A 16,564-nucleotide genomic window follows, 5' to 3' on the forward strand; every position below is an offset into this window, starting at 1 on the left:
CTTTAGATAAAGTGTAAAATAGCCGAAAGGAGGTAAGAAGATGGATAATTTTTCTAGTTATAGGGGAAATCGTGGTTTTAATTGGGCAGCTTGTATAGCTGGCATCTTAATGATTGTGGCTGGTGTCTTCTTGATCGCTCATCCTGGAAAGGCTTTACATGCCTTTGTTTTATTATTTGCGATTTTGTCAATTGTGCAAGGACTTGTTTGGTTAGCTGTATATAATCGCTTGCACTATTTTATTTCTTTCAGCTGGTTGGCAATTATTTCCGGAATTTTAGATATCGCAATCGGACTTTTATTCTTGTATTCTTATGATGCAGCGGGGTTAACTATTGCATACTTGTTTGCTTTTTGGTTTTTGTTTGATTCTATTTCTGGCATTATTCTGTCATGGAATATGCGAGCAGCATCTGGATTCTATTTTTGGATTAACTTTATTTTAAATATTTTTGGATTATTAATTGCGATAGGATTGATGTTTAATCCTGCATTATCAGCTCTAACATTAATTTGGTTAGTTTCATTTTGGTTATTTATATTTGGAATTGGCGAAATTATTGCAGCTTTTGCCAATAGATAATAATTAAGTTCGTTAAGAACTTTTTTTTTTGCACTAAAAAATTAAGAAATAACTGGTATGATATAATTTGATATAGGAGGCTAGCAAAATGGTTGCAAGTAAAAAACAATTGTTGATTTTAACTGGCATGAGTGGAGCTGGCAAAACCGTTGCGGCACATGCATTAGAAGATATGAATTATTTTGTTGTTGATAATTTGCCACCAACACTATTACCAAGTTTTTGGGAATTAATTGTCGACTCGGATACCTTTACTAAAGTTGCTGTTGTCGTTGATTTACGTATTAAAAATTTTTATAAAGATTTAATTAATGAAGTTAATTCACTTGAAGACAACGGCCAAGCACTGACAACCATTGTGTTTTTGGAAGCATCTAATGATGAATTGGTTGCCCGTTACAAAGAAACAAGACGATTGCCACCTTTAGCGAGAAATGGTCGACTGCTTGATAGTATAATTGAAGAACGACGAATTTTAAGTGAGATAAAGAATCAGGCAAATTATATAATTAATACTAGTGATTTGACTCCTAAAGAGTTAAAACAAAAATTAACTACTAAGTTTGGTGAAAATCAGCAACAGTCATTTTCAATTGAGATAATGTCATTTGGTTTTAAATACAAAATGCCAGTTGATGCCGATATTGTAATGGATGTCCGTTTTTTGCCTAATCCATATTATATTCAAGAGCTCAGACCATTTACCGGACTTGACAAGAGAGTCTTTGATTATGTGATGAATAAATCCGAAACGCAAAACTTTTATCATAAATTTCTGGATTTAATTCAGAGCACTTTGCCAGGCTATCTAAAAGAAGGTAAGAGCCGCTTAACAATAGCGATTGGTTGTACTGGTGGTCAGCATCGCAGTGTAGCAATTGCGCAGCAGCTTGCTCATGATTTGGCTAAAAATTACACTGTTGATATTACACATCGTGAAATTAGTCGCTACACTAGAAAAAGGTGAGAAAATGGCGTATGAAGGTTCAAAAATTATACGAGTAACTAAAAGTCGTAGACCTAAAATTGTTGTGATTGGTGGTGGAACAGGGTTACCGGTTGTTTTAAATGCATTAAAAGATCAAGATGCCGAAATTACGGCAATTGTGACCGTCTCAGATGATGGAGGATCATCGGGGTCAATTCGAAATTTTATCAATGTTGTGCCACCTGGCGATATTCGAAATGTTCTTGTGTCTTTGAGTGAACTATCACAGGAAGAAAAAAATATTTTCCAATATCGGTTTGATTCGTCTGATTCTTTCTTCTCCGGTCATGCGATTGGTAATTTAATAATTGCCGCCTTAAATGAAATGTATGGTAATATTTTTGATGCGGTTCAATCATTATCTCGAATGATGCGAGTGGACGGGCACGTTTTTCCAGCTTCTAATGAACCCTTGACGCTAAATGCCGAATTTGTTGATGGTTCAATTCAAGCTGGCGAAAAAGAAATTACTAACATGGATAAGCGGATTAAACGAGTTTGGGTAACGAATTCAAATTCGAAAGAAGAACCAGAAGCAGTTGAGCCTGTTTTAAATTCAATTATGCAAGCTGATGCTGTTGTCTTGGGACCAGGTAGCTTATTTACTTCAATTTTACCTAATTTGATGATTCCTAATTTAGGTCAAGCTGTGCGTCAAACAAAGGCCGAGGTTATTTATATTTGCAATATTATGACGCAATTAGGTGAAACGGATCACTTCTCAGATTGTGACCATGTAGCTGTAATTAACAATCATTTAGGGGGGCATTATATTGACACTACTTTAGTTAATGGTGCTGAAATTGATATGTCGAAATTTGATCCCAATGATTATGATGCTTATATTGAACCTGTTAAAAATGATTTTACTGGCTTACGTTTGCAAGGATGTCGGGTAATAACTGATGACTTTATTGATCAGCATAGTGGTTTAGTTTTTCATGATGGTCAAAAAGTAGCTAAGGAAATTATTAATCGAGCGTTTGCGGCAATGTCACGCAGAAAGGAATAGATGATTAATGTCAAGTTATGCAAGCCAAGTAAAAAAAGAATTGACTTCGCTAACAATTCATCCTGAACATGCCAAAGCTGAGTTGGCAGCTTTTTTGCGTATGAATGGTGTTTTGAATTTTCATGATCATCAGTTTAGTCTTGATATAACAACTGAAAATCCAGCGATTGCTAGACGGATTTTTTTGTTAATTAAGACGGCCTATCATGTAGAACCGTTGTTAATTGTATCTCGCCGAATGAAACTGAAGAAAAATAATCAATATTTAGTTAGATTACAAAATCATGTTAAGGAAATTTTGACTAATTTAGAAATTTTAACTTCTAATAATGGTTTGATTACGCGGATTCCAAAACGTATTTGTTCTTCGCGAGAAGGGGCAATGTCTTATTTGCGTGGAGCATTTTTGGCTAGTGGCAGCGTCAATAATCCAGAAACGAGTCGCTATCATTTAGAAATTTATTCTGCTTATCAGGATCATAATAATGATTTGTTGGATTTAATGAATCGGTATTTTCAATTAAATGCTAAAACTACTAAGAGACGCCGTGGCTATATTGTGTATTTGAAAGAAGCACAAAAAATCGGTGATTTTCTTCATATTATTGGGGCGTTTAATGCTATGTTGGCATTTGAAGATTTGCGAATTATGCGTGATATGCGTAATTCAGTTAATCGATTGGTTAACTGTGATACTGCCAACTTGAAAAAAACTGCAACAGCTGCGGCTAAACAGGTTGAAGATATAGAATTTCTGGAACGCAAAGTTGGCTTAGAAAATATTCCCGAAAAATTACAGGGAATTGCACGATTAAGGCTTGCCAATCCGGAATTGTCTTTAAAGGAAATAGCTGCGCAAGTTCCAGATGGTCCTATTTCTAAATCTGGTGCCAATCACCGATTTAAAAAGTTACATGAGTTGGCACAAAATTTAAATGAATAAAATAAAGAGCTAGCAACCCTCGTTTTACAAACGAAGATGTTAGCTCTTTTACTGTGTTGTAAAAAGTCCCCACACAAATTTTGCATTGTGTTAATAAGTCTTTCATTTAGTTAGTGTAACTATTTCTTTTGATTGGCCATAATTTCATCAATTAAGCCATAATCCTTTGCTTCTTCAGCTGTTAAGTAATTGTCACGTTCAGTGTCTTTTTGAATCTTTTCAAGTGGCTGTCCAGTGGTTTCGTGTAAAATCTTATTGATCTTTTCACGACTCTTCAAAATTTCATTGGCAGCAATTTGAATATCAGTTTGCTGACCTTGAGCACCACCTAAAGGTTGATGAATTAAAACAGTAGAATTTGGTAATGCAAACCGTTTACCTTTAGTCCCACTGGTTAAAAGAATTGAGGCCATTGATGCAGCCATTCCAATCGCAATTGTAGAAACATCTGATTTAATAAAGTTCATTGTATCCATGATTGCTAAACCAGAAGTAATGACACCACCAGGAGAATTAATATAAAGGGAGATGTCCTTGGTGTTATCTTGAGCATCAAGAAATAATAATTGCGCAATAATTGAATTAGCCAAGTCATCGTTGATTTCACCGCTGAGCATGATAATTCGATCCTTCAACAAACGTGAGTAAATGTCGTATGAACGTTCACCGCGAGCAGTTTGTTCAATAACTGTAGGTACGAGCATTTTTTAACCTCCTAAATTTAAGTTCAAATTTTTAGCACTCTAAAAAGTACAGTGCTAATTAAATCACTTACATTGATTGCTGTCAATGAAAGTGTATCAAATTTGTATTATATATCACGACACTATTGTTATATACTTAGAGAATGAATTTAATTTTTGGAGGAAATATTTTGAAGCTTTCTAATAAAATAGCAACATTCTCGATGATGTTACTTGGTAGTTTAGCGTTTACAGCTCATGTATCCGCTAATCCTGTTCTAGCTGATACGACAAATTCACCGCAAGCACCACAGACTAATAGTGCCAATAATTCCACAAAAGAGCCAATGGATGATGATGATGGAACTGTTGATAATGGTAAGAGTAACGATACTAATCCTACTACTATAAAAAAACAAAAGCAGGCTAAGCAAATGGTTACTGGCTATTCAATGATGACCAAGGTGGCTGGTAATAAAAATTATAAAGTTTGGCAGGAAATATCTGATGGTAAGGTCAGCAAAAAAGTAGCTGACGGAATTAATTTTCGCTATAGTCACATTCAGTCTGACCAATTGATCGAAACGAAAAATAATCGGTACTGGAGAATCTATGTTAATGGCCGTCAAGTTGGTTATGTTAATGAAAAGTTTTTTGCAAGAAACCAAATTGCCGTACCTAAGACAGTTAGTTTGGTTAGGAATGAACTTTATAGTTTCTTCCCCAAGGATGCAATTTCGTATGTAACTAATAAATGGGGAACAGTAATTGATAATGATCAGGTTCAAGTATCCCGTGATAGCATCACTTGTTCTAAGCCCAAAACTTATAAAGTTAAGTATACTTACGGTAATACAACCGCTATTGTTAAAGTTACCATTAGAAAAAGTACCACTGAGGGAATTGCTGATTCTAATGAAGTAAATTCGTTCCCTGCTCAAAAAGGAACTAGCGATTATCAGGCTTGGAAGACGCACTACGGTTCCTCTATTAACTACATTAATCCAAATGAATATAGCCCAGAGACCACACCGCATGAAATTAAGAGTGGTGACTTGACTTTGAGAACGCGGTTTTATCAACCAGTTTTATTAAGCGTTAAAGACCCAACGGATGACAATATTAACCGTGTTGGTCATATACCTGAAGGAGTGACTGTTTCGCAAGGTTGGGCATACACTAGTTTATTAAGTCATACCAATTTAACTTCAGGTCACATTGTTGGTTATGATTTAAATAATTTGAAAGATCCATATAACGCACAACACCTGCTGGATATGTCTCAAAAAGACTTTAATAACTATGTAAAACATATCAAGGTTAGTCCATATGTTCCAATTGGTCATGGACAAGCTATGGGCTCAAGTGATAAGTACATTTATGTTTTAAACAATGATAATACTTTACGTGAAAGTACTGACTCAGAAGAATTAATCCAAATTCGTAAAAGTGATTTACAAATTAATAAAATTTGGACTATTAAAACTTGGGTAGGTGATGAAAATACTCCAAGATACTTCCATAATGGGGTAATTGTTTCGGATAATGAGATGTACACGGTATATCGTGATACCAAGAATAATCGCTACGAATTCTGGGAACTAACCCGTAAAGGTGACAACTGGTATCCAAAATTAGTTGGTAAAACTGATGGTAGCTTTGTAAGTAATAATTCTCCTTGCCAAGGCTTAACTTATGATACCAAGAATCAGAACTTCTACTTAGCATTTAATGATTTGATCTTTAAGATTGCGCGTAATGGGGAATTAAAACAAACCTATACCTTTGATACTGGTCGCGAAATTGAAGGAATGTCTGTTAGTGGTGATAAACTTTATGTTAACTTAGCACAAAGAGCAGAACTACTAGTAAGCATGAACATTAATTAAACTAAATATTACTAAGAGCTTAATGCCGATGTCTAACCGGTATTAAGCTTTTTGTTTATGAATAAATTAAATAAATGAAAGTTGGTTATCATGAAATTTGCCTCTTAGTAATAATTGAGTAACTTCAATTATTTAATTTTAATTCTGTAAAGAAATTGTGACTAGCTTAAAAAATAAGCGTCAAAGAATTTATAAAAGACAAATTTTATAATAACTATTTATTAATTATTGAATTATAAAAAGCAGAAAAATCGTTAAACTATTAACATGAACCAAATTTAAATTATCTCAAATCTTATAAAATATAATTCTTAAGATTATCTCTTTAATGTAATATATTGCTTTTTTTTTTTTTTTATTTTACTATATATTATCTTTAAATACTCAACGAATAGTCATAACATAAAGATAACGCTTTACACTGTACTTTTAAGCTTACATATTAGCAATTAGTACAAATTGATTTTGATATTACGGTTAAATTCTTATTTGGTGTTAATTAATCGAGATCAAAATTAAAAGGCGTGGGAAAGCTGTGTATTCACTGCTACTGGTCATTTGTCTAATAATAACAGTGCTTGAAAAACTAAGGTGGTAAAAAGCAATAGGAGAAATTTTGAGTTTGATGAGACCCATTAGTTAAGATAATAATTATTATTATACAAGCTATTAGTTTTGGGTGATTTAGTTGTAGATTGTTTCGAATTTTAATTGAAAGGTTTGAAAAGATGAGTAAAAGTAATTTCAATAAGAAAATGATTGTTTCAGTCGCTGGAGCGGCATTATTATCAATTGGCTTTGCTGGAGTAAGCGGCCAAGAAAATGCAATGAGTGCAACAACTGTTAGCGCTAAGGCAGCTAAGAATAAAGTGGTTGGTGTAAATTCTGCTGTTTACAAGAAAGTTGGCAAGAAAGCTGTTAAGACAAGCGCAATCGTTAGAGCCGGCAGTAGAGTTACTACTTATGGTAAAAAGACCATTAAGGGCGTAACTTACTATGAAATTGGCAAAGGTCAATATATTAAGGCAGCTAACGTTGATGGTAAAGTACGCAAATTAGCTAAGAGTACTTCTCTTTATACCAGAAATGGTAAAGCTATTAAGGGTAGCAAGTTGGCAAAGGGCAAGAAGGTTAGAATTTTTGGTAAAGCCATTACCATTCATGGTAAGAAGTTTTACGCTATAAAGCGCGGATACATTCCTGCTAAGGCTCTTGCTGTAAAGCAGGCACCAGTTGATGATATCACTCCAACTAATCCAGCAACTCCAACAGCCCCAACTGCACCATCAGCTAACACCAGTGCTCAAACACCAAGTAGCACCACCAACATTATTAATGGTGGTTCTGGTTCAAACTACATTCCAGCACCTGGAGAGTCACTTAATGATGCTAAAAATGCTGCTAAAAGTCAAAATCAAAAAATAATGGAGTTTGCTAAAGCAGCAGCTAGAAAAGGACGAACTACGGCTGAGCTTAATAAAATTAATGAACGATTACAGCAGCTCGAGAGTGCTATTAATGACGCAACAACGCTCGAAGAAGTTAGGCAAAAGCAAACAGAATACGATCAAGCAATTGTTAATGCAGTAGGTTCAAAGAATCTCAAATCTGCAGCTAATCATTCAGTCAAAGCCGCTTATAAGCAAGCAGTGACTCACCTCGATCCAATAGATCCAATAGATCAAATTAACCTTGGGCATATTTTAGATAATGCATTGGGCAAAGGACAAGATGATGGGACACGTATTGGAGGCAGTATTGCTAATTCTAATACAATAAGTAAGATAATTGATGCTCAAGACAAGGCAATTTATGAAATAAATTCTCTGATTCCTAAAAAACCGGTAATGACTAATTAGTTCTATTGTCCTTGAAGAAGAATATTAGGATTCAAAAACCATAAGTAAATATTTAGACATAAGAAAACCCCCGAATTGGAATCTTTGTCCAATTCCGGGGGTTAACTTCATTTACTTATGGTTTTTTGTGTGCTTAAGATTCTAGTTGTATTAACCTTGCTCTGGAAATAATATTGAATAACACAATCATGTGATTAATGTTTAGTATTCTGACAAGCGGGACAAATTCCCAAAATTTCTAAATGACTAGCCGAAGGTATAAAGCCGGTTTGCTTTTCGGCTTCTTGGCGCATTTTATTTTCAATTTTTTTCGAATTTGAATAAAAAACATCAGCGATTTTACCACATTTGGTACAAATAATGTGAAAGTGTGGTCTTATAAAATAGTCGTAGTGAATTGCTTCGTCACCGTTCCTGATTTCGATCACAATTCCGGCAGTAACCAGTTTATTTAATGTATTGTAGACTGTTGCTCGGTGAGTAGGCTGCCCGTTACTGAGGGCGTCATAAATCATGGCGGCTGTTGGATGATCATGATGGGTCATCAGATAGTGTAAAATTTTTATTCTTGGTTTAGTAGCTTTTAAGTGATGACGATGTAATAAATTGGTTGCCTCTTTCAAAGAACTTTCCACCATTTTCATCTCCTGCCTTTTTAGTATTAGTTTAGCATTAATTGCAAGAAAAAAACCGCCTTTAGGCGGTTTAATTATTTGGTGTTGAACTTAACCATTAGCTTTAGCTTCTTGGTGGTTCCGGATAGCCGGTAAAATTAAACCAAGTAGGAATAAAACAATTGGCGTGGCGATATTCAAACCCAGCGTTAAGGGGTCAGTAGAGTAGACACCGAGTAAACAACAAATTAGGTTGATTGCAAAAGCCCAACCTCCAGCTGCAAAGGCTAACCATTGGTGCTTAGTCATTTGGTAGTTGCCCGGAGTATGGAACTTATCAACTTGTTTACGCAAAGCAATGTAAGCAACAAATACCCAAAGATAACGCATTGGCATCACGATTGAATTAAGTTTAATTAATTGGGCCATAACTGCTTGAGCATTAGGTAATAGTGCTTGGAAAACAATTAACCCACCTGACAGGATGACAATCATCCAAATACCGTTGATATAAGCACCATTTTTGTTAACTTTAAGTAGCTTCTTCGGGATATAGTCTTTAGCTTCCTTACTACCTAATAACATTCTTAGTGGTGCATCAATACTAAGAACTAAGGTTGAGAATTGGCCGATCACATTACACCAAGAATAGATGTACATGAACAAGCCACCTACACCGTAGTATTGTCCCAATTTATCAAATGCCATGTAAGGGCCGTTTGATATGTATTCGTTAAGGTTTTGGTTAACAACTTTTGGATCAAACATCATTGCCATTGCAAGTGTCCCTAAAATTGCACACACCATAACCATAACAGCTAAAGCAATCATTGCCTTAGGAAAGTTTCTGGATGGGTCTTTTAACTTATTAACATAAGGTGAAATTTTCTCACAACCACCAACAGCAAATACTAAAATAGACAGAGATGTAAAATATTTAACATTAAAGTCTGGAACAAAATTCTTCCAATTCCAGCCAATGCTCATATATCCAGCATGAGGATTAATTGCTGGTGCAGCAAACATCATAATAATAAATAGAATTGACATGATAAACATTGATGATCCGGCGATTGTCGATAAGGTTTTAATTACCGGAACACCGCGACTTGCAACCCAGCAGAAAAATAGAAAGACAACTAAAGTAGCCAGCTGCGTCCACGCAGTTGGTAAGCTATCATACCAATGTGTATTTCCAAAAATCCCCCAGGCCATGGCTCTCAAACCACCAGTTCCCTTACTTGAAATGTATACAACGTGAACAGCCCAAAAAGTCCAACCAGTGTAATAAGCCCATTTTGGACCCATCGTGGCATTGATCCATGAGGAAACACCACCTTCGGAATCTTTAAATACAGCTCCCAGTTCTCCAACCATTAATGAATATGGTACGAAGAACATTAGAAAGATAAGAATCCAACTGAAGATTACTTTTGTTCCATCAAAATAAATGAAACCATTAACCACATTACCAAAGCCCCACACAGTGGAGAAGGCCATGATAGCAAGAGTAGTCCACATCATCTTTTTAGAATTATTTTCTGATTCAATCATAAACTAATACTCCTAATGAAATTTATAACAACTTTTTATTTTAAACTAAAAGTTGTTATAATGCTATCGTTTTATTATGATGCTAATTTTTTTGTAATAGTTTATATTGCTTGTACTCAGAAATTGTGTAAAATTATATATTGAATTATGAAAGGTAGGAGAATAATGAAAAAAGTTTCTAAAGGGAAAATCTCCATTGCACTTATGACAGTAGCAATGGGCTTATTTGTTAGTGGCAACAATTCGTATATAAATGCTAAGAGTTATCATAAAGCTGTGACTAAAATTCCTGGTACGGGAAATTTTGCTATATATCATCATGCTTTTAAGAGTGGTCCAGCCGGTAAATTTACTTCAACCAAACATTTTAAGCTTGCTCAAATTCAATCCAAGCAATCAGTAAATACCAAAAAGGGAACTTTTTGGAAGATTATTGTAGATGGGCGCACTGTCGGTTGGGTTAATCAGAATTTCTTTGCCCGTAATCAGATTTCTGTTGCTCAAAATGTTAGTTTGGTTCAAAACAGTAACTACACTTTTAATACTCGCGATGCCGTCAATTATGTAACTGATCGGACCGGAACCGCCGTTAATCCAGCTAAAATTAATATTTCGCAGCAAACGATTAATTCGGCAACACCAGGAAAAACAACGGTAAATTATAGCTATGGTCAAGCTAAAGCTAGTGTAGATGTTACCGTGCGCTCTGATAAAAATGAAGGAATAGCGCACGCCAATGTAACACCGGTTGCTGGTCCCAAGGAAGTTTCAACTTGGAAGGGCAGTTCAAAGTCCTCTTCGAGAAATTGGAATGCGGCCCATCATTATAGAGCGGAAACTAAATCAAACGTCTTTAAAGCGGGGGAATTAACCTTACGAACAAAATTATTTGAACCACGCTTTGTGAGTCTTAATAATAGTGAAACTGGCGATAAAATGGGCGTTGTTGGTGTAATTCCAGAGGGAATTACTGTTCATGGTTCTGATTTCACTACTGCAATTTTTAATTCAAGTAATGATCAATTTGGCCATCTTGTTTCATATGATCTAGGACATATCAATAAATATCAGGCACAGAATTTGCAGAATTTAAGGTGGTCGACCTTTAAGAACTATGCTTCTAAGATTAAGGTTAGTCCTTACATTAAACTCGGTCATGGTCAAGCCATCGGTTCATCAGCTAACTATCTGTATGTTCTTGCTAATGACAATAAGTCTAAGAATTCAAGTGAATCAGAAGAAATCTTGCAAATTCGTAAATCCGATATGAAGATTAACCAAATTTGGAGTTTTAGAATCTGGAGCGGAATGTCACCTCGATATATTCACAATGCAACTTTTGTCGATGACAATACGATGTACTGCTTATTCCATAATGGTGGTAATCATTATTACGAATATTGGAAAGTTACGCGAAACGGTGATACGTGGACTCCAGTTGAAGTTGGTGCTACGAAAGGTAACTTTATTAATAATGGCTCTCCAGTTCAGGGCTTTACTTTTGATCAAAGTCATGATCAATTCTACATTGGCTTTAATGATTATATTTTTAAGGTTGCAAGTAATGGCACTTATAAAAAAACACATCATTTGAATGTAGGACGTGAAATAGAAGGTTTGTCGGTTTCGGGCAACAAGCTATATGTCGAGTTTGCTCAACGCGGAGAATTAACCGTAGGTACAACTAAATAAGCTAAAATAATTTGTTTTGTACAAAATAAAAAGCTAAGAGGTGCAGATGCACCTCTTAGCTTTTTCTCTATGGGTCCCCTGAGAGTCGAACTCAGATTTTAAGAACCGGAATCTTACGTGCGATCCATTACACTAAGGACCCCAAATGACTTTAACCATTATACCAGAAAAATTATTAAAGATAAATTCTTTTTTGTGGGAAAAGTAATTACCAACAAAGTTCTGTTTTACTTGAATTATTTAAATGAGGTTGCTATACTAAAGTTGTCGATTGAGGGATGTAAGATTTAGAACTTATAAATCTATGTTTCTCTTATATTTTTAGACAAAGCGGGACAAATAATGACAAATACAGGGTCATAATTGTCCCAGAGAAGGAGAGGTTAATGAACGCAGAGATTCCTGTGCTTGAGGCCCTCGTTCCTGATATGTTGAAAGTTTTTCGGCAACGATATCTTGTTTTAGAACAGATAGAGCTTCATGCACCTATTGGGCGAAGAAGTGTTGCTCAATCTTTAGGACTTTCTGAAAGAAATGTGCGAACAGAAACGGAGTATCTTCGTGATCTTGGTTTAATTGAAATCAAGAGTTTCGGCATGTTTATGACAGAAAAGGGTAAGAAGATGTTGCAAGATGCAGCACCGCTTGTTGATCGGTTGTTCAATGCTCGACAAACTGAAATTGATTTGGCGCGTAAGCTTGGTATTGAAAGAACAATTATTGTTCCCGGTGATAGCGATTTGCAGCAACTTGTTTACGAAAGAATGGGTGAAGAGCTTAGCTCAGCGCTAGATTTGCTTTTACCATTGGGACATTCAATTATTACTGTTCTTGGTGGTGAAGCACTTGCAAAATCAGCGGGCAATTTGTCTAAAAGTTTAGGTAGAAATCGACAATTATTGTTTGTGCCAGGTCGTGGCGCCTTGGGGGAGAATGTTGCTATTCAAAGCAACACTATCGTTCAGTTAATGGCAGCTAAGACAGGTGGTAAATACAAAACATTGTATTTACCAGAACAAGTTTCAAGAGAAGCTTATAAATCGTTAATTAGAGAATCAACATTTGCGGATGTTCTTGAAGATATTTCGAAAACAGATGTTGTAATTCACGGGATTGGTTTAGCTCACGATATGGCACGGCGTAGGGGATACGATTCAATTCGGTTATCTGAACTACGCGAGAAAAAAGTAGTTACCGAATGTTTTGGGTGTTTTTTCGATAACGAAGGAAAGATTGTCGACCGCGTGCAACAGGTTGGCTTGCAGTTTGAGAATCTAAATAAAATACCCCACATATTTGCTTTTGCTTGTGGTAGCCGAAAGGCCAAAGCAATCAAGGCTTATATGCCTAATGCTCCTCATCAAACCTGGTTAATTACTGATGAGGGTGCTTCAAAGAAGATTTTAAAGGAGAAATAATTCTCATTTAAAATAAATGTTGTTTACATTTCTTACATAGTTCTTAAGGAGGACTTTAGAATATGACAGTTAAAATTGGTATTAACGGCTTCGGTCGTATTGGTCGTTTAGCATTCCGTCGGATTATGGACTTGGGCGAAAAGACAAAGGATATTGAAGTTGTTGCAATTAACGACTTAACTACCCCTGCACTTTTAGCACACTTATTAAAATATGACTCAACTCATGGTACTTTTAACCATGAAGTTTCAGCTACTGAAGATTCAATCGTTGTAGATGGTAAGAAGTACCATGTATACGCTGAACCACAAGCTCAAAACATTCCATGGGTTAAAAACGATGGTGTTGACTTTGTTCTTGAATGTACTGGTTTCTACACAAGCAAGGCTAAGTCACAAGCTCACCTTGACGCTGGCGCCAAGAGAGTTTTGATTTCAGCACCTGCTGGTAATGACTTGAAGACTATCGTTTACGCCGTGAACGATGACACTTTAGATGCTAGTGACACAATTGTTTCAGCTGGTTCATGTACCACTAACTCATTGGCACCAATGGTTGATGCTTTGCAAAAAGAATTTGGTATTAAGGTAGCTACAATGACTACTATCCACGCTTACACTTCAACTCAAATGCTTTTGGATGGACCTGTTCGTGGTGGTAACAAGCGTGCTGCCCGTGCTGCTGCTGTTAACATTATTCCTCACTCAACTGGTGCTGCAAAGGCTATTGGTCTTGTTGTTCCAGAATTGAACGGAAAAGTTAACGGTCACGCACAACGTGTTCCAGTTACTGATGGTTCATTAACTGAATTGGTTTCAATTCTTGACAAGAAAGTAACTGCTGATGAAGTTAACTCAGCAATGAAGAAGTATGAAAGTCCTTCATTTGCTTACAACGATGACGAAGTTGTTTCAAGTGATATTGTTGGTATGACTGCTGGTTCAATCTTTGACCCAACTCAAACTATGGTAACCACTGCTGGTGACAATCAATTAGTTAAGACTGTTGCTTGGTACGACAATGAATACTCATTCACATGCCAAATGGTTCGTACTTTGTTGAAATTTGCTACTCTTTAATCTGTAAATTAATTACTGTTAATTAAGTAGTAAAAGAGAAGGCGGAGGGAAATTCTTCCTTCCGTCTTTTTTCTTAAAATAAAATAATTAAGTTATCGGAGGATATAGATGGCTAAATTAATTGTTTCCGACCTTGATGTAAAAGATAAAAAGGTTTTAGTTCGTGTTGACTTCAATGTACCAATCAAAGATGGCGTGATTGGTGATGACAACAGAATTGTTGCTGCTCTTCCAACTATTAAATACATCATCGAAAATGGTGGTAAGGCTATTTTGCTTAGTCACTTAGGTCGTGTAAAGACTGATGATGATAAAAAAGAACTATCACTTAAGCCAATTGCTGAGCGCTTAAGTGAATTACTCGCAAAGCCTGTAACTTTTGTTTCTGAAAATGAAGGTCAAAAAGTTGAAGATGCAGTTAACAACATGCAAGATGGTGATGTTGTTGTTCTTGAAAATACTCGTTTTCAAGATATTGATAACGACTTTGGCAAGCGTGAAAGTAAGAACGATCCAAAACTTGGCGAATACTGGGCATCATTGGGTGACATGTATGTAAACGATGCCTTTGGTACAGCCCACAGAAGTCATGCTTCCAACGTTGGTATCGCTGAAGCCATGAAGAAATCTGGTAAGCCTGCAGCGGCTGGTTACTTGATGGAAAAGGAAATCAAGTTCTTAGGTGATGCTGTTGCTAACCCAGTTCACCCATTTGTAACTATTTTAGGTGGAGCTAAAGTTTCTGACAAGATTGATGTCATTACCAACTTGATTCCAAAGTCAGACCACATTTTAATCGGTGGGGGAATGGCTTACACATTTTTGGCAGCACAAGGTCATGATATTGGTAAGTCATTGTTTGAACCTGACAAGGTTGACTTGGCTAAGCAATTGTTAAAAGATGCAGCTGGTAAGATTGTATTACCAGTTGATAATGTTGCTGCAACTGAGTTTTCAAATGATGCAGCGCGTGAAGTTGTTGGTGATGATATCCCTGACAACATGATGGGACTCGATATTGGTCCTAAGACTGTTGAAAAATTCAAGGAAATCTTGAAAGATGCTAAGACGGTTGTTTGGAATGGACCAATGGGCGCATTTGAAATGTCCAACTTTGCTGAGGGTACTCTTGAAGTTGGTAAGTCATTAGCTGAATTAACAGATGCAACAACCATTATTGGTGGTGGTGATTCAACAGCTGCTGCAAAGCAATTGGGTATTGCTCCTAAGATTACGCATATTTCAACTGGTGGTGGTGCTTCCTTACAGTATCTTGAAGGTAAGGAATTACCAGGAATTGCCTGCATTTCAGACAAATAAACTAGAAGAGAGGTTGATATAAATGCGTACACCTATTATTGCTGGTAACTGGAAGTTAAATATGAATCCTAACCAAGCGGTAGAATTTGTTACTGCAGTTAAGGATAAGTTGCCCCAAGCAAGTAAAGTCGAATCTTTAATTTGTGCACCTGCTGTTGATCTTGATGCTTTACAAAAAGCGGCTCAAGGTTCTGACTTACAGGTCGGTGCAGAAAATGCCTATTTCGAAAATGAAGGTGCCTTTACTGGTGAAACATCACCTAAGGTTCTAAAGGAAATGGGCATTAACTACTGCATTATTGGTCACTCAGAGCGTCGTGACTACTTCCACGAAACTGATGAAGACATTAACAAAAAGGCCAAAGCGTTGTTTGCTAACAACATTACGCCAATTCTTTGTTGTGGTGAATCACTTGAAAAACGTGAAGCTAACAAGCAAGAAGAATGGGTTGTTGGTCAAATTAAAGCTGCTTTGAATGGTTTAACTGCAGCTCAAGTTTCAAGCTTAGTTATTGCTTATGAACCAATCTGGGCAATTGGTACAGGTAAGACTGCTACTTCCGAACAAGCTGAAGAAATGTGTAAAACAATTCGCGACACAGTCAAAGATTTATACGATGACGAAACGGCCGAAAACGTTCGCATTCAATACGGTGGTTCAGTTAACCCAGGAAACGTGAAAGAATTAATGGCTAAACCAGATATTGATGGTGGTTTAGTTGGTGGGGCTAGTTTGAAGCCAGACTCCTACTTAGACTTAGTTAACTACCAAGACTAAATTAAAAAGATTAAAAAAACAGCTATTGTGCTAAGCAATAGCTGTTTTTGTTTATCCAAATACATGACAATAATGAAGTAACTAAATGATGAAAAATGCTTCTTCTCTATTTATTTTTTTAATTTTTTATAATATTGTTGCTTTTAATGTAG

The 16,564-nt window shown here is 36.1% G+C and carries 14 protein-coding genes; 11 read left to right on the forward strand and 3 right to left on the reverse strand.

What is annotated here, in order from left to right; genetic code table 11:
• Positions 1 to 40: 40 nt before the first annotated feature.
• The 4 genes from F5ESL0246_RS02700 (at position 41) to whiA (ending at position 3,526) form a co-directional block, all read left to right on the forward strand.
• Entirely contained in the window at positions 41 to 583 is a 543-nt protein-coding gene (locus F5ESL0246_RS02700) for an HdeD family acid-resistance protein (RefSeq protein WP_122017982.1), read from the forward strand.
• 88 nt (positions 584 to 671) lie between these two features.
• Positions 672 to 1,550 carry an RNase adapter RapZ gene (gene rapZ, locus F5ESL0246_RS02705; RefSeq protein WP_122017983.1) on the forward strand — a complete coding sequence of 293 codons (879 nt, stop codon included), beginning with the start codon at positions 672 to 674 and terminating at the stop codon, positions 1,548 to 1,550.
• Positions 1,551 to 1,554: 4 nt separating this feature from the next.
• Positions 1,555 to 2,583: a gluconeogenesis factor YvcK family protein gene (gene yvcK / locus F5ESL0246_RS02710; RefSeq protein ID WP_122017984.1), complete on the forward strand. Its 1,029-nt coding sequence runs from the start codon at positions 1,555 to 1,557 to the stop codon at positions 2,581 to 2,583.
• A 7-nt stretch (positions 2,584 to 2,590) separates the two neighbouring features.
• The gene (gene whiA, locus F5ESL0246_RS02715) at positions 2,591 to 3,526 is read left to right on the forward strand and encodes a DNA-binding protein WhiA (protein WP_122017985.1); all 936 of its coding nucleotides are present in this window, start codon (positions 2,591 to 2,593) and stop codon (positions 3,524 to 3,526) included.
• A 119-nt stretch (positions 3,527 to 3,645) separates the two neighbouring features.
• On the opposite strand, the gene clpP is transcribed toward whiA, so the two are convergent.
• The gene (gene clpP / locus F5ESL0246_RS02720) at positions 3,646 to 4,230 is read right to left on the reverse strand and encodes an ATP-dependent Clp endopeptidase proteolytic subunit ClpP (RefSeq protein WP_122017986.1); all 585 of its coding nucleotides are present in this window, start codon (positions 4,228 to 4,230) and stop codon (positions 3,646 to 3,648) included.
• Between the two features lie 170 nt (positions 4,231 to 4,400).
• Between clpP and F5ESL0246_RS02725 the strand changes: the two genes are divergently transcribed.
• Positions 4,401 to 6,098 (forward strand): SH3-like domain-containing protein, encoded by a 1,698-nt coding sequence (locus tag F5ESL0246_RS02725; RefSeq protein ID WP_369916901.1) that lies wholly within the window; start codon positions 4,401 to 4,403, stop codon positions 6,096 to 6,098.
• A 728-nt stretch (positions 6,099 to 6,826) separates the two neighbouring features.
• Positions 6,827 to 7,957, forward strand: a complete 1,131-nt coding sequence (locus F5ESL0246_RS02730) for an SLAP domain-containing protein (protein WP_122017987.1) — start codon at positions 6,827 to 6,829, stop codon at positions 7,955 to 7,957.
• A gap of 194 nt (positions 7,958 to 8,151) precedes the next feature.
• On the opposite strand, the gene F5ESL0246_RS02735 is transcribed toward F5ESL0246_RS02730, so the two are convergent.
• Both F5ESL0246_RS02735 and F5ESL0246_RS02740 read right to left on the reverse strand, forming a co-directional pair.
• Complete coding sequence (locus F5ESL0246_RS02735; protein WP_122018173.1) at positions 8,152 to 8,595, reverse strand: Fur family transcriptional regulator; 444 nt, start codon at positions 8,593 to 8,595, stop codon at positions 8,152 to 8,154.
• An 87-nt stretch (positions 8,596 to 8,682) separates the two neighbouring features.
• Positions 8,683 to 10,125, reverse strand: coding sequence for an APC family permease (locus tag F5ESL0246_RS02740; protein WP_122017988.1), 1,443 nt, complete (start codon positions 10,123 to 10,125; stop codon positions 8,683 to 8,685).
• Positions 10,126 to 10,290: 165 nt separating this feature from the next.
• On the opposite strand from F5ESL0246_RS02740, the gene F5ESL0246_RS02745 reads away from it, so the two are divergent.
• The 5 genes from F5ESL0246_RS02745 to tpiA all read left to right on the forward strand — a co-directional run bounded on the left by F5ESL0246_RS02745 (position 10,291) and on the right by tpiA (position 16,412).
• Entirely contained in the window at positions 10,291 to 11,817 is a 1,527-nt protein-coding gene (locus F5ESL0246_RS02745; protein ID WP_122017989.1) for a GW dipeptide domain-containing protein, read from the forward strand.
• A 386-nt stretch (positions 11,818 to 12,203) separates the two neighbouring features.
• The gene (locus tag F5ESL0246_RS02750; protein ID WP_122017990.1) at positions 12,204 to 13,235 is read left to right on the forward strand and encodes a sugar-binding transcriptional regulator; all 1,032 of its coding nucleotides are present in this window, start codon (positions 12,204 to 12,206) and stop codon (positions 13,233 to 13,235) included.
• 62 nt (positions 13,236 to 13,297) lie between these two features.
• Positions 13,298 to 14,314, forward strand: a complete 1,017-nt coding sequence (gene gap, locus F5ESL0246_RS02755) for a type I glyceraldehyde-3-phosphate dehydrogenase (RefSeq protein ID WP_122017991.1) — start codon at positions 13,298 to 13,300, stop codon at positions 14,312 to 14,314.
• A gap of 108 nt (positions 14,315 to 14,422) precedes the next feature.
• Complete coding sequence (gene pgk / locus F5ESL0246_RS02760; RefSeq protein WP_122017992.1) at positions 14,423 to 15,634, forward strand: phosphoglycerate kinase; 1,212 nt, start codon at positions 14,423 to 14,425, stop codon at positions 15,632 to 15,634.
• Positions 15,635 to 15,656: 22 nt separating this feature from the next.
• Entirely contained in the window at positions 15,657 to 16,412 is a 756-nt protein-coding gene (gene tpiA / locus F5ESL0246_RS02765) for a triose-phosphate isomerase (RefSeq protein ID WP_122017993.1), read from the forward strand.
• Positions 16,413 to 16,564: the final 152 nt, after the last annotated feature.

It is taken from the genome of Lactobacillus sp. ESL0246, assembly GCF_003692965.1.
In the GTDB taxonomy this organism is placed as follows: Bacteria; Bacillota; Bacilli; order Lactobacillales; family Lactobacillaceae; genus Lactobacillus.

Bases quoted from the DNA above. Each gene is read 5' to 3' on its own strand.
- F5ESL0246_RS02750 (WP_122017990.1), top strand. From the start codon at position 12,204: ATGAACGCAGAGATTCCTGTGCTTGAGGCCCTCGTTCCTGATATGTTG.
- pgk (WP_122017992.1), top strand. From the start codon at position 14,423: ATGGCTAAATTAATTGTTTCCGACCTTGATGTAAAAGATAAAAAGGTT.
- F5ESL0246_RS02700 (WP_122017982.1), top strand. From the start codon at position 41: ATGGATAATTTTTCTAGTTATAGGGGAAATCGTGGTTTTAATTGGGCA.
- F5ESL0246_RS02745 (WP_122017989.1), top strand. From the start codon at position 10,291: ATGAAAAAAGTTTCTAAAGGGAAAATCTCCATTGCACTTATGACAGTA.
- tpiA (WP_122017993.1), top strand. From the start codon at position 15,657: ATGCGTACACCTATTATTGCTGGTAACTGGAAGTTAAATATGAATCCT.
- F5ESL0246_RS02730 (WP_122017987.1), top strand. From the start codon at position 6,827: ATGAGTAAAAGTAATTTCAATAAGAAAATGATTGTTTCAGTCGCTGGA.
- yvcK (WP_122017984.1), top strand. From the start codon at position 1,555: ATGGCGTATGAAGGTTCAAAAATTATACGAGTAACTAAAAGTCGTAGA.
- gap (WP_122017991.1), top strand. From the start codon at position 13,298: ATGACAGTTAAAATTGGTATTAACGGCTTCGGTCGTATTGGTCGTTTA.
- F5ESL0246_RS02735 (WP_122018173.1), bottom strand. From the start codon at position 8,595: ATGGTGGAAAGTTCTTTGAAAGAGGCAACCAATTTATTACATCGTCAT.
- clpP (WP_122017986.1), bottom strand. From the start codon at position 4,230: ATGCTCGTACCTACAGTTATTGAACAAACTGCTCGCGGTGAACGTTCA.
- rapZ (WP_122017983.1), top strand. From the start codon at position 672: ATGGTTGCAAGTAAAAAACAATTGTTGATTTTAACTGGCATGAGTGGA.
- F5ESL0246_RS02740 (WP_122017988.1), bottom strand. From the start codon at position 10,125: ATGATTGAATCAGAAAATAATTCTAAAAAGATGATGTGGACTACTCTT.
- whiA (WP_122017985.1), top strand. From the start codon at position 2,591: ATGTCAAGTTATGCAAGCCAAGTAAAAAAAGAATTGACTTCGCTAACA.